The organism is Ignavibacteriales bacterium (assembly GCA_026390595.1).
Taxonomy (GTDB): domain Bacteria; phylum Bacteroidota; class Ignavibacteria; order UBA10030; family UBA10030; genus UBA9647.
The window spans coordinates 141837-154739 of record JAPLFQ010000005.1; the positions used below are offsets into that span (position 1 = coordinate 141837).

General features: G+C 54.6%; 8 protein-coding genes. 5 read left to right on the plus strand and 3 right to left on the minus strand.

The genetic code is table 11. The features are described from left to right. Positions 1 to 86 precede the first annotated feature (86 nt). Positions 87 to 3137, plus strand: coding sequence for a glycosyl hydrolase (locus NTU47_01290; GenBank protein MCX6132420.1), 3051 nt, complete (start codon positions 87 to 89; stop codon positions 3135 to 3137). Positions 3138 to 3204: 67 nt separating this feature from the next. Here the strand turns inward: NTU47_01290 and hrpB are convergent, their stop codons facing one another. Continuing rightward, positions 3205 to 5691, minus strand: coding sequence for an ATP-dependent helicase HrpB (gene hrpB, locus NTU47_01295; GenBank protein ID MCX6132421.1), 2487 nt, complete (start codon positions 5689 to 5691; stop codon positions 3205 to 3207). 246 nt (positions 5692 to 5937) lie between these two features. On the opposite strand from hrpB, the gene NTU47_01300 reads away from it, so the two are divergent. From NTU47_01300 to NTU47_01310, 3 genes are read left to right on the plus strand one after another with little or no spacing between them, the layout of a single operon-like run. Next, positions 5938 to 6525 (plus strand): sigma-70 family RNA polymerase sigma factor, encoded by a 588-nt coding sequence (locus tag NTU47_01300; protein MCX6132422.1) that lies wholly within the window; start codon positions 5938 to 5940, stop codon positions 6523 to 6525. Further along, positions 6522 to 7226 (plus strand): hypothetical protein, encoded by a 705-nt coding sequence (locus NTU47_01305; protein ID MCX6132423.1) that lies wholly within the window; start codon positions 6522 to 6524, stop codon positions 7224 to 7226. The genes NTU47_01300 and NTU47_01305 overlap by 4 nt, the downstream gene beginning before the upstream one ends. A 3-nt stretch (positions 7227 to 7229) precedes the next feature. After that, on the plus strand, positions 7230 to 8291 hold the full coding sequence (locus tag NTU47_01310) for a hypothetical protein (protein ID MCX6132424.1): 1062 nt from the start codon (positions 7230 to 7232) through the stop codon (positions 8289 to 8291). A 235-nt stretch (positions 8292 to 8526) separates the two neighbouring features. Here NTU47_01310 and NTU47_01315 read toward each other — a convergent pair whose 3' ends face one another. Then, the gene (locus NTU47_01315) at positions 8527 to 10845 is read right to left on the minus strand and encodes a hypothetical protein (GenBank protein ID MCX6132425.1); all 2319 of its coding nucleotides are present in this window, start codon (positions 10843 to 10845) and stop codon (positions 8527 to 8529) included. Between the two features lie 359 nt (positions 10846 to 11204). Here NTU47_01315 and NTU47_01320 point away from each other — a divergent pair, with 359 nt between their 5' ends. Then, on the plus strand, positions 11205 to 11585 hold the full coding sequence (locus tag NTU47_01320) for a VOC family protein (protein ID MCX6132426.1): 381 nt from the start codon (positions 11205 to 11207) through the stop codon (positions 11583 to 11585). Positions 11586 to 11703: 118 nt separating this feature from the next. On the opposite strand, the gene NTU47_01325 is transcribed toward NTU47_01320, so the two are convergent. Next, on the minus strand, positions 11704 to 12657 hold the full coding sequence (locus NTU47_01325) for an L-lactate dehydrogenase (protein ID MCX6132427.1): 954 nt from the start codon (positions 12655 to 12657) through the stop codon (positions 11704 to 11706). Between the last annotated feature and the right edge of the window lie 246 nt (positions 12658 to 12903).

The window sequence follows — 12903 nt, forward strand, 5'->3', positions numbered from 1 at the left end:
CGCGTGCTTTTTCCGTGTCATCAGTGTTCAGCTTTTGCTGTGACTCTGCTTCTTTTTCCGCACGCCACCGAATGGGGAACCCCATCATGAAACGACTTCTTCTCTCCTCCGCTCTGATCCTCTTCGTGTTGTCCTTTGGTTCAGCTCAAACGGACAAACTGCGCGAGAATTTCCATCATCCTCCAGAGTCTGCCCGTCCCTGGGTTTATTGGGTCTGGATGGATGGAAACATCACGCGTGAGGGGATCACGGCAGACCTTGAATCCATGAAAGAGGCCGGCATCGGCGGCGTGATCATCATGGAGGTGAACGTCGGTATCCCTCGCGGACCGATAAATTTCATGAGCAGTGAATGGCGCGCGCTCTTCAAGCATGTTGTGAATGAGACCGAACGGCTTGGCCTGCAGGTGACCCTTATGTCTGGACCGGGCTGGACGGGGAGCGGCGGACCATGGGTCAAACCGGAACAATCTATGATGCACCTTGTTGCGAGCGATACGGTCCTGACGGGTCCGAAGCGATTCGATGGCTTTCTTCGACAGCCAACACGTTGGCCGGCGTTTTTCGGCGACGGCCTGCTTCCACCAGAACTCGAGAAGACCAAAAATGAATTCTACCGCGATGTCACGGTACTCGCCTTTCCGACTCCCGCTGGAAGCGAAAGGATCAGCAACATCGATGAAAAAGCGCTCTACGTTCGCGCTCCGTATTCATCACAACCGGGCGTACAACCGTCTCTTCCTGCACCAGCGACCTATCCAACCATCCCACCAAACGCTGTGATAGCCGCGAAACAGGTCGTTGATGTCACATCTTCAATGACTGCCGGCGGGAATCTCGTATGGAATGTGCCTGCCGGAAGTTGGACGATTATGCGTTTCGGAAACACAAGCACCGGGGCAACCACGCGTCCCGCACCCGTTCCAGGCGTCGGCCTGGAATCCGACAAGCTCGATACTACCGCCCTCAATGCTCACTTCGATGCATTCATCGGGAGCCTTCTCCGCGATCTTGGGCCGCGCAACAGCGGAAGCGAAGCCGGATGGAAATGGCTTCACATGGACAGCTGGGAAATGGGAGCGCAAAACTGGACTCCTGCCTTCCGCGAGGAATTCAAGCGCTTGCGAGGGTACGATCTCTATCCCTACCTTCCCGCAATCGCAGGCCGGGTTGTTGGAAGCGGCGAGATTTCCGAACGCTTTCTCTGGGACCTGCGCCAGACCGCGCAGGACCTTCTGTTAAAGAATCATGCCCTTCATCTTAAGGAGCTTGGCCGACGTTCTGGTTTCGGCCTGTCCATCGAGCCGTATGACATGACCCCGTGTGCAGACATGACCCTCGGCGGTATCGCCGACGTGCCAATGTGCGAGTTCTGGATGTACGGGTTCAATACAAGCTTCTCTGTTCTTGAGGCGACGTCCATTGCCCATACGAATGGAAAGGCGGTGGTAGCGGCAGAGTCATTCACATCGAGCGATGAGGAGCGCTGGCTGGCGTATCCGACGACAATGAAGACTCTTGGTGACTGGGCTTTCGCTGCAGGCGTGAATCGATTCGTCTTTCACCGGTCTCAACATCAACCGTGGTTGAACCGGCTTCCTGGAATGACCATGGGTCCGTACGGTGTGCACTGGGAGCGGACTCAGACCTGGTGGAACATGGCTCCTGCGTATCATACATATCTTTCCCGGTGTCAGTATCTGCTGCGTCAGGGACTTCCTGTTGCGGATGTGTGTTTTCTTGTTCCCGAAGGATCTCCCCAGGTATTTCGCCCGCCGACTTCGGCCGTCAGGGGAAGTCCTCCGGATCGACTTGGGTACAACTTCGACGGATGCGCGCCGGAAGTAGTCCTGTCGAAAATGTCCGTCAAAGATGGCCGCCTGGTGTTACCCGACGGCATGAGCTATCGAATCCTTGTTCTCCCGGAACGGGAAACAATGACTCCGGCGCTCCTGCGCAAGATAAAAGAGTTGGTGGAAGCCGGTGCGACGGTTGTTGGCCCTCGCGTCCTCAAGTCGCCTGGTTTGTCCGGCTATCCCGACTGCGACACCGAGGTGAAGAGGCTTGCGGATGAGCTCTGGGGAAATTCGGACGGGATACGAATCACCGAACACCGCCTGGGCAAAGGGCGTGTCGTGTGGAAACACTCGAGTGCGACGAGGATTCCTCCGTCGGCAGTGCAGACGACGGCTTCCGGACCCGAGCAATATGGAGATTTCGGTATCGTAGCTTCTTTGCTGATCTCTATGAGCATCGCGCCCGATTTTGAATCCGACGCAGCCCTTCGCTACACGCACAGACGCCTCAAAGAAACAGATCTCTATTTCATTGCTAATCCATCAAGTCGCGCTGTTTCCGCACAGTGCGCTTTTCGTGTTGCTGGAAAACGTCCGCAGCTCTGGGATGCTGTCACCGGCGAGATACGTGAGTTGCCCAAGTATACCTCGCGCAACGGCCGGACATCGATCACGCTTCAGTTTGAGGCCGCACAATCTTGTTTTGTGTTCTTCGAAGCACCCTTGGGGGAAAAGAGATCCAACGCGCACAATGATCCAAACATTCTTGTTGCGGGTACTCTTGAAGGGTCCTGGGATGTTTTTTTCAACCCGGATCTGGGCGGACCAAAGAGTATCAAATTTGAATCATTGGGAGATTGGACGATGCGGCCCGAGGATGGGGTAAAATATTTCTCCGGAACAGCGACTTATCGCAAGGTATTCGATCTTCCCGTTTCATTTGGCGGGGTTGAAAAGAAATCCACGCGATTGTGGCTCAACCTGGGGACGGTTTTCAACATGGCTCGTGTCCGCCTCAATGGTCGTGAACTCGGCATCGTCTGGTGTGCCCCCTGGCGTGTGGAGATGACCGATGCTGTTCAGAAAAGCGGGAACAAGCTCGAGATCGAGGTCGCAAATCTGTGGCCGAACCGGCTGATCGGTGATGAGTTCCAGCCGCCTGACACCGAATACGGAAAGGATGGCAACCTGCTCCGCTGGCCCGATTGGCTGTTGAAGAACGAACAGCGCCCATCGAAGGGGCGGTACACGTTCGCCACGTGGCGGCATTTCACGAAGGATTCTCCGCTGCTGCCGTCAGGCTTGCTGGGGCCGGTGCGGATTTTCAAATCGGCGGAGTAAGTCAACACCTTCGCAGTTGGCGGTTAGCTAACAGCCAATAGCTGATAGCCAGAAAAGGTAAAGTGTCTTACCTTTTCCTGATTGTGCGTCGCGTGGGGGTTGCTGTCAGCGGATCCTCCGGCCAAGGATGTTTCGGATACTTGGCGCGGAGCTGCTTTCTGATTTCGGGATAGGTATTCTGCCAGAAACTGCGGAGATCTTGTGTCACGGCCAGCGGCCGGGCAGCAGGGGAGAGCAGATGAATGGTGACGGGTGTTGTTCCACCGCCGACGCGCGGCGTTTCAGTCAACCCGAACAACTCCTGGAGTTTCACAAACAGTGCCGGATGGTCGGAGGGGGTATAATCAAGCGCGACCCGGGAACCGCTTGGCACCTGCAGATGTGAAGGAGCAAAACGATCGAGATCACGTAATTGCTGATGATCGAACATTGACCGAAGGATTTCGACAAGATCCAGCCGCAGCAACTGATCCAGCTTCCTCATCCCGTCAACAAACGGCGCCAGCCACTTCTCGAGGGATACTGCAAGCGCTTCGTCAGACAGATCTGGCCACTCAACCGCCTCTTTCATCGATCTCCGGACCCACTGAACGCGCGTCCGAAATCGATCCGCTTCCTTCTCCCAGGGGAGACACGATAAGCCGACCCGCCGAATTCCTTCCAGCAATGCCCGCGTAATTTCTTCTCCCGACGGCTCTATTGCTTGTTCGCTGAGCACGACGGCTCCGAGCTTTCGGACTCTTCTGGCTCGCACCTGCCGTTTCGCATCACTCCATTCAATCTCGATGCTGCTCAGAACCTCATGCGAAAACGCTGCCTCGAGTTCGCTCTCTTTGATAGAAGCAGCCAGATAGATCTTCGCTTCGCCGCTTCCTGCATCAACATCTGCAATCGCAAGAAACTCCTCACGACCGAGATTCCCCTGAGGAAGCACGGCGACGGAGCCATTAGCCAGCTGATATCGTCCTCCGTTCTCGGGTCGTTTTCGCGCGACGCGCTCCGGATACGCAAGAGAAACCAGGATTCCACACTCTGAATCGTTCACCGGTCCATTTTCAATATCCAACATATCCATCAATCTTTTCCGCTGTGCTTCAATCCGGTCGCGAACGACGGGAGCAAGTCCACGACCACCACGAAATGCATCGATGCGCGAAGCCAGGTCTACATCCGATTTCGCTCCGCCCCCGAGGAGATCGCGCTCCTCAAGTATGGCAGCAAGCTCACATGCAGCCGCTCCACGCTTGAGTTCTTTTCCTTTGATGATCATATGTGCGAAACGAGGATGTAAAGGCAAAGCGGCCATCGTACGTCCGTGCGAAGTCAATCGTCCATCCTCGGTGAGGGCTCCGAGAGATTTGAGAACTCCCTGCGCTTGCGACAAAAGCGCTGTTGGCGGGGGGTCGAGAAATGACAGCCCTTCACCGGTCGGTGAGCCCCACAGGGCCAGGTCAAGAGCAGCGTGTGCCAGATCAGAGACCCTGATTTCGGGCACCGGATAGTCTGGAAGTTGCTGGTGCTCTTCTTCCCTCCATAACCTGTAGCACACTCCGGCGCCTTGTCTTCCCGCCCGGCCACGCCGCTGATCGGCAACTGCACGTGAGACTGGAATCGTCACGAGTCCCGACATACCCCGCCGCGGATCGAATCGAGCCGCTCGTGCAAGCCCCGAATCGACGACAATACGCACTCCATCGATCGTGAGACTCGTTTCCGCAATGCTCGTGGAAAGAATCACTTTTCGTTTGCCGGATTGTGCCGGTGAGAGGGCTGCTTCCTGAATGCTTGCAGACAGGTCGCCGTGAAGAAGGTGTACAACGACATCGTCCGTCAGATGGGTTTGAAGTTTTTCTTCGACGCGCCGGATCTCCCGCATGCCGGGAAGGAAGACAAGAACGTCCCCCTCTTCCGATGACAGTGCGCGGGCAACAACATCTGCAATCCGGATTTCAAGCGGCTTGTCTGAAGCAAAACGAGCGTACCGCGTTTCTACCGCGAACATTTTTCCAGCGCTTTCAACAATTGGGGCGCCCTGCAATAATTGGGCAATCGCAACACCATCAAGCGTAGCCGACATGACCAGCACGCGCAAATCGTCACGCAGGTGTTTCTGAACTTCGAGTGTGAAGGCCAGACCGAGATCGGCGTGAATGCTCCGCTCATGGAACTCATCGAATATGACGAGGCCGACGCCGGGTAGTTCGGGATTAGCGTGGAGCATGCGCGTCAGGATTCCTTCTGTCACCACTTCGACGCGCGTGGCTTTACCGACCGCGGCATCGCCTCGTATGCGATAACCGACGGTCTGCCCGACTTTTTCCCCCAGTTGTTGAGCCATGAACGATGCGGCCCGCCGGGCAGCGAGACGACGGGGCTCGAGCATCAGAATATTGCTCTTTCCAAGCCACGCGGCGTTGAGCAAAGCGATCGGCACACGCGTAGTCTTGCCGGCACCGGGAGGTGCGCTGAGTACGGCACACCGCGACGAGGCCAGCGCTCCGATGAGCGCCGGGAGGGTATCTTCGACCGGGAAATTGGGAGCTTTCTGTTCCATTTATATAAGGAATATGCGAAATATGGAGCGGGTTTCATAGAATGTGTGTTTTGAAACACGAGAAAACGGGCGGGCGATTAGCTTTTAGCTATTAGCGGTTAGCCAATGAGCGTTTCAAGCCAACAGCTAATGGCCATCGGCTTTCTTACGGGTTCGATTCCAGCTATATTTCACCATAGCAACCCCACATTTTAACCATTTCCAGTCCCGAGCGTATCATCCACAGTGAGAGAATACAAGAACGATATGGCAGGTCCGGCAGAAGCGATTCATCCAGATGTGGTCAGCCGCTCACAATGCAGAGATCTTGAGCAGTTTGAAGCGCTTGTTAGAACATACCAGCCGTACGCATTCTCTCTTGCTATGAAATTTCTTTGCGACGAGGCGGAAGCGTCTGATGTGGTCCAGGAATCGTTCCTCCGTGTCTGGAAAAACATCGATCGCTATGATCCGCATCAGAAATTCTCGACATGGCTTTACAAGATTGTCTCCAACTTGTGTGTGGACAGATTCCGATCTCTCAAGCGGAGCAGAAGCCTTTTTTTCTCGAGCGACCGCGACCCTGCCATGGAAGATCTGCCCGATGAACGCAATTGGGAAACGATGAGATCGCACGAACAGTTGGCCGAGATTATCAAGACACTTTCCAACCGGCTTTCACGAACACAGAAACTTGTGTTCACCCTGCGGGATCTTCAGGATTTGACCGTGGACGAAGTTGTTGAAATAACAGGCCTTTCGATCGGAAGCGTGAAGACGAACCTGCACTATGCGCGGAAATCTATCCGGGATATGCTGGTGCGACATTATGGAGTTGTGAGGGGTGACGTATGAGCTGCGAACGGTATCAGCGATTTCTGCATCTGAATCGCTCGGGGGAGATCTCCAAACAGGAATCAGATGAGCTTCGCCAGCATTTGAGGATCTGTGAGCGGTGTGCTCTCGAACTGCAACGGATCCAGCGGGCCGACGGTTTCATCGGTCGCCTCGGCGCGTTTATTCCAGCTCCGAAGAATCCCGAGAAACTCACAGCAGATATCCTTCGACGCGTACGGGCCGAGTCCACTGCACCACGACCCGTGAATGTCCTTGCCCAAGTACTCGATTTCTTCCTGATCCCCTCTGTGCGGTACGCGTCTGTAGCGATTATCTTGTTTATCACCACGACATCCATGCTTCAGTTGTTCGCGATGCTGAACGACATCTCGGACCTTGAACAGCGCATGGCATCCCCGAACCGAAAAGAAACCGCTGAGGCAATGTATACAATGGAGTCGAAGACGCTCCAGGAAATTGCACAATCAGAAACGCTCAAATCTCTCCACGAAAATGCTTCCCTCACGGTATCGAACGATCGAATCGATGTTCCGGTGAAAGATGTGGACACCTTCCTGTCGGGTAGTAGTCTAAGAAACCTCCCGACCATCCTGGGAACTGCAGCCCTGCAGATTGACAAGAAGACATTTGAAAAAATCGTGAACGAAGTGAAAGCAACCGCCGAGCTGACCTTCCGCGCCCGGCATGAAGGAGTCTAATGTATGCAAACAAACGGGTTTTCATCACTTCTTATCTCCTGCTGCGCGTGTGTTCTACTGCTCAGCGGATGCCTCGACATCACGTCGACAAGCCAGGTGAACAGCAATGGGAGTATTGTCCGGACGATCACATTCACGGGCGATTCGGCCGGGGTCTATGGCGGAAATTTCCCCGTTGAGCTCGACTCTTCCTGGAGCAGAAGCATTGCCAAGTCTCCGGGCAAAGATAAAAACTTCACGCTGACGGCAATCAGGGTGTTTCAGAATGCAGACGAAATGAACCGTGTCCTGAAGGGTACTTTTGGCAGGACTCTTCAGTACAGGTTCGAGCTGGACAAATCGTTCCGGTGGTTTTTCACCGTCTTCCGGTATCGGGAGGTTAACCTTCCGTTTGACCAGTTTACTTCCATACCCATGACGGAGTTTGTTTCGAGGGCGGAACTCGATTGGATGAATACGATGATGTTACGCGGCGACTCGGCCAAGGAGCTTGCGACGCGCGGGGACAGCCTTGCCTTCGAGAGTATCTGGCCCCGCCTTCAGGAGTGGCAATGGAGAAACCGTTTCGAGCCTGTCTTCAAAGCCTTTCTGGGCGGCGTGCGGTCACTGAACAATTCCTCACTCACGACCGCCATGGTCGAGCAACTCAAGGATTCTCTTTATAAGCGCTCGGCGGGGGCGATCGAGAAAGGAAAGATTGATAATTTGCCCGTTGTCTTCGCCGTCGTGCTGAAGAATCCAGCTGCTTATGCAGCGTGGAAAGCCAATGCGTCGGGGTTCGATGAGATCAAGCGCAGAGTCGAGTTCGAACAGACGACGGACTCGCACAAATTTGTGACAAAAGTCGCGATGCCTGGAATCGTTACGGGATCCAATGCAAGAGAGGTTGAAGGAAACGTGGCGACATGGCGCGATTTCAAGGATTATGCCCACCACACTGAATACACCATGTGGGTGGAGTCACGGCAGGTGAACTGGTGGGCGGTGGGTATCGCTGGCGTCGTCGTGGCGTGCCTGCTCACGCTCTTGCTTGTTTCAATGCTCCGAAGACGAAGGCGGATATAGCCTCGGAAATGCGGGCCGATTCTGGAACATGAATCGGCGCGCCGGGTGGGTGCCACGCACCGACGAGGTAGAAGCCCGATTTCTGCTGGGTTTCCCGCGGGTAGAAGTCGGGTTTCTCACCGGGTACGGGGCGCCTTCCATCTGACTGCCGAAGGCTGATAGCTGAGCGCTGAGTGCCGATTGTGCCTGGATCAATATCGAACAATCGAATGTAGAATAATGAAGTAGCGTATTGTTACACCTTCACTACAAACACCCTTACCTCGCCGAACTCCATCGAGAGACGATGCTCTTTTTTCGCTGGTCCGCCTTCAACCGGAGCCATCGGCTTCGGAAAACGAACCGTCCTCTCGCCTCTGTCTGTAGCGACAACCATCGCAGCCCCCTTCGTCGCACGGACGTTGTCCGGTTTTGAGCTCCACATGTTCACTCCAGCCTTCTCTGCGATCCATCGAAGCACTTCTACCGGCAGCGGACCGGCACCAGCATAGTACGATGTGAATCCGTCGTGTTCCCTGCTCGCAAAAGCAATTTCATTGTTGTCTGTCCACCTGCCATGGATCCGGATTCCTTTGTCGTTTCCGGGGATCACTGCAAACCGCGGATAGTGCGGCTTCTTTACTCCGAAGTCGCGGAAGAATTTCATCCCCGCATCGTCTATTGAACAGCGGATCATCATCGGTCCGGGCTCATCCATACGCTTGAAGGAGAATCCCGTCAGCGTTTCCATCTGCTTCGGCTCGAACCGCTCGGGACCAATGTAACCCGGAGCGTAGAACCACACAACTGTCGCACCGCTCCCCTTGAAAAGAGCCTGAAGTTTTTCCACTTCATCCGGTGTCAGGAAGAATGTGTTGACCATAAGGAAGAGTTTGAACTTTGACCGGTCGTCCGGCTTCAGATCGAAACGATACATGAAGTCTGTCGGCGCGCCGACACGGTTGAACGTGCGTGCCTGCGAGTTCACCATCCAGTGTCCAAAGTAGTCGCTGATGACGATTCCAAAACCGTCCCAGGGCGATTCCGCCCACCAGTTCTGCGTCGCAAGCCACGATTTCGGTTCGTACACCGCCGCGATTTCCGAGACAGGACTGATATCAAGTTTCTGACGGTACTTCGCCCCCATGTCGACAAAGGATTTGACGACTTTGATCATGGGCGGCGTATCGAACCATCCTTTGTTCGCCTGGAAGGGCGGCATGAGGTGACCGAAGTCGAACAACCATCCGGCATGCCCCGTTGCAAAGACCTGACCGAGATCGCGTTGAAGAATCTTGAGCGTTCCTTCGACGGTGTCTGAACCGTCTCCTCCTTCACTTCTTCTGTACGGCTCGACATAGGTGCTCGGATCCATTTCCGAGATGAACATCTTGTTGTTACGCCGGATAGATTCGCTCAGGACACGATATGCACCGTCTCCCCCAACCCCGCGCGCTCGGCCCAGCCAGTTGCCGGCATCATCAATCACATCGCTGTTCCAACGCTGATTGCCCGGCACGTTGCTCCGTTGGTACGTGTAGGGAGTGGCTATATAGTCGAAGTCCGGCGAGGTGAGTACCGCCTCCGGCACGAGGTGCCCCGCTTCCTGTATCATCACGTTCTCAAGCACGTAGCAGAAAAACGTGCCGCAGATGACGCGACGTGCAGTTTCTTCTTTAATAACCTTCCCGAACATCGCCACCGTTTCAGCGGTATTCTTGTGATATTTATGCAGGAACTCGATGACGTCACGGTCTTTTTCCGGATCGCGCATTAATGGCCCGTTCTTGTCGATCCGCCGTTCCGGCGACGGAATCGGTCCGGCGACTCTCTCCATAGGAGCGCTGTAGTCCGGCATCCACCTGCAGCCAAGATAGTGCCATTCACCAGTATGCATGCCAGAAATCTGGTACCCCATCATTCTGCTCTTGAGCGGCGAGGCTTCCATGTGTTTCAGAAAATCACGCAACATCGCTGCTGCATCCTGTTTATAGATTTCCGATGCAAACGACGCAGCGTATGGATCGCCCAGCGCCGACCAATTGAAGCCCCCTTCAATCACCTGAGGCGCGATCTTAAATTGACCGGGGTCAATCGGAAGTCCACACTTGATGAGTTCGTCGGGATGAGCTTCTTTCCACCAGGTTGGTGCATACGGATGGAGGCGCGGAAGTATGAACGCGTCGGGAACAAGCTCCAGAAGTTTCGCGAAGTACTTGTCGAATCGCGTCCAGTCATATTTGCCGGGCCCAATCCAACCGTCTTCCATGCCAATGAGTGGATGGATAAATCGGATTCCCATTTTCCGGTAGGATTGCACGGTTTGCAACAGACTCGAACTCACTGCCAGGAGCGGGTATTCTTCCTTGCCGTTAAGATAAAGACGCGCCCCTCCCCGTTCCATCCGGACTTCGCAGCGGCACACGGGTTCGCCAATCAAGCGGTCAAGCTGCCGCAAGACATCGTTGTCAAGTTCGAGCTTCCTGTGTTCGAACAGTTCAAACCCTGGGAGCGTGGAAAACGGAACAGCCGCGAGTGTTGCTCCGGCCAGCTTAAGTGCGTCGCGTCGTTTCATACGTAAACTCCGGATCAATGAGGTGAGCGTGACTTCGATGCGGGAGTTTATTCAAAGTTCAGATGAAATGAAACTGAGAACTAGGAAAAACATGTTACACCCAATCGTTCTTCGAGAGTTAAACTCTCGAAGAGGGGGCAAGTCCGGGAGTCCCGCCATATAGATCGGCGGGCGGGTGAACTCTCGGACAACAAGAGGGCGTTCGGCGGACAATTTGCGCTGTGACGATGCAGAGGGAACGGCGAGGTGAAGATCGCTGTTGACAACCTCATGGGAGAGCGACTATCTTGCCATCCTGTCCTTCGTTGTACCGTGAATTCAAATACTTTCACACAACCATTACACAGAAGGGGTCACCGATGAACCGTGTCATTCATTTCGAAATCCACGCTGAGAACCCAGGGCGTGCAATTACATTTTATCAGGATCTCTTTGGCTGGAAATTCGAACAGTGGGGAACGGTGGAATACTGGGTTGTGTACACCGGATCCAAATCGGAGCCGGGTATCGATGGCGGCCTCGTGAAGCGCCAGGGGACGATCGACGGCACCGCGGTTATCGCCTACGTCTGCACGGTTGAAGTTGCGTCACTTGACGATTCGGTTGCGAAAGCGCTGGCACAAGGAGGGCAGATGGCGGTTCCGAAGATGCCGATCCCGGGCATGGGGTGGCTCGCCTACTGTAAAGACTCCGAAGGAAACATTTTTGGCATGATGCAGTCAGACCCGTCGGCGAAATAGAGCGGGCAGATCGAAAGAAGGCACACAGATGGCACTGATGATACGAGATCGCCGCTGATTGGCAGCTCTATGGTGATCTCGTGCTTTTTCTGTGTCATCTGTGTGCTGCTTCCCGGGGTCATCCACCAAACGATTTCAGTGTTGTTTTCAGTTTCTCTGCGGATGAGCGAAACCCCTTCTCTTCGTCCTTGCTCAGGTTCAGCGTCAGGATTTCTTCCACCCCGTTCCCTCCAACAACACACGGCAGGCTGAGGCTCATGTCGGTCACGCCGTACTCTCCCGTCATCATCGTGGAGACCGAGAGAACGCTCCGATAATCACCCAGAATCGTCTCCACGATCGCCACGAGCCCCAATCCGATCGCATAGTATGTCGCCCCTTTTCTCTTGATAATCTCGTACGCCGCGTCGCGAACGCTCATAAAGAGCCCGTCCATGTCAGACTGGTTGTATTGTTTGTTCTGCAACGGAGCAAACTCCTGGAGGCGCACGCCGCCGATGTTGGCCAGGCTCCACAGGGGGATTTCGCTGTCTCCATGTTCACCGATGATGTACGCATGAACACTCCGGGCATCAACGCCATAATATTGGCCGAGGAGGAATCTGAAACGGGAAGTATCCAGTATTGTACCGGACCCGATGACTTTTGCCGTCGACAGGCGTGATTCCTTCAACGAGATGTGCGTGAGGATATCAACGGGATTTGTCGCGATCAGGATAATGCCGTCCGGGTTGTGTCGAACAACATCCGGAACGATGGACCGGAATATTTTTACGTTTCTGGCGAGAAGGTCCAACCGGGTCTCGCCCGGCTGCTGCGACGCTCCTGCGGCGATAACGACAACCTGTGCGCCGCTCAGGTCAGCGTAACTTCCCGCAACAATCTTCACCGGCTTGCTGAACGACAAGCCATGATTGAAATCCATCATCTCGCCGATCGCCTTTTCGTTGTCGACGTCGACGAGAACGATTTCTGTTGCCAGCTCCCGGATCATCAGCGCGTACACAAACGACGACCCCACCAACCCCGTACCGACAACGCCAACTTTTCGTTTACCCGGAGTATCTAACATTTCTTGTCCTTTCTTGACTCTTCATGTCTCTCACCTGCCACACAGTTGCCAACGGCCGGCGGAATGCAAAGGTTCCGTTTCTGAAACCTTTCCCCTCCCGTGCCCGTTCTTACGTCGATTGCATCCTCGGCCATTAATTGCTAAATTTGCATTGGTAGTGCACATGTGGCTGAAAGCTGACAACTATCCCGAGCCGCCCACCAGGTTCTCGGAGAATCTGTTGCGTGGGTCGAATTATTTTATTTT

What these genes read in the sequence shown, in the direction of transcription:
- NTU47_01300 (MCX6132422.1), top strand. Translation starts at nt 5,938, where the DNA reads ATGGCAGGTCCGGCAGAAGCGATTCATCCAGATGTGGTCAGCCGCTCA.
- NTU47_01315 (MCX6132425.1), bottom strand. Translation starts at nt 10,845, where the DNA reads ATGAAACGACGCGACGCACTTAAGCTGGCCGGAGCAACACTCGCGGCT.
- NTU47_01325 (MCX6132427.1), bottom strand. Translation starts at nt 12,657, where the DNA reads ATGTTAGATACTCCGGGTAAACGAAAAGTTGGCGTTGTCGGTACGGGG.
- NTU47_01320 (MCX6132426.1), top strand. Translation starts at nt 11,205, where the DNA reads ATGAACCGTGTCATTCATTTCGAAATCCACGCTGAGAACCCAGGGCGT.
- NTU47_01305 (MCX6132423.1), top strand. Translation starts at nt 6,522, where the DNA reads ATGAGCTGCGAACGGTATCAGCGATTTCTGCATCTGAATCGCTCGGGG.
- NTU47_01290 (MCX6132420.1), top strand. Translation starts at nt 87, where the DNA reads ATGAAACGACTTCTTCTCTCCTCCGCTCTGATCCTCTTCGTGTTGTCC.
- hrpB (MCX6132421.1), bottom strand. Translation starts at nt 5,691, where the DNA reads ATGGAACAGAAAGCTCCCAATTTCCCGGTCGAAGATACCCTCCCGGCG.
- NTU47_01310 (MCX6132424.1), top strand. Translation starts at nt 7,230, where the DNA reads ATGCAAACAAACGGGTTTTCATCACTTCTTATCTCCTGCTGCGCGTGT.